This window comes from Kosakonia sp. H7A, assembly GCF_003028445.1.
Lineage (GTDB): Bacteria > Pseudomonadota > Gammaproteobacteria > Enterobacterales > Enterobacteriaceae > Kosakonia > Kosakonia radicincitans.
The window spans coordinates 1-432 of record NZ_PYTZ01000144.1; the positions used below are offsets into that span (position 1 = coordinate 1).

Annotated in this window: 1 pseudogene; it reads left to right on the top strand. The window is 64.6% G+C overall.

Annotated elements, in window-relative coordinates:
- Nucleotides 1-432 (top strand): annotated as a pseudogene (locus CWM66_RS28635) (hypothetical protein); the annotation flags it as partial.

The following is a 432-nucleotide window of genomic DNA, read 5'->3' on the forward strand; positions in this document are numbered from 1 at the left end:
CTGTGCGAGGAAAAGCGCGGCAGCCAGCTCGGCATCAACTACCTGGGCAGCCAGGTGCAGATCAGCTACGAGCTGCCGATGGCCGAGGTGGTGCTGGACTTCTTCGACAAGCTCAAGTCGGTCAGCCGCGGCTACGCCTCGCTGGACTACAGCTTCGTGCGTTTCGAGGCCGGCCCGTTCGTGCGCGTGGACGTGCTGATCAACGGCGACAAGGTCGATGCGCTGTCGCTGATCGCCCACCGCAGCCATGCCGACCGGCGCGGCCGCGAGCTGTGCGAAAAGATGAAGGACCTCATTCCCCGGCAGATGTTCGACGTGGCCATCCAGGCCGCGATCGGCGCGCAGATCATCGCCCGCACCACGGTCAAGGCGATGCGCAAGAACGTGCTGGCCAAGTGCTATGGTGGCGACGTCTCGCGCAAGAAGAAGCTG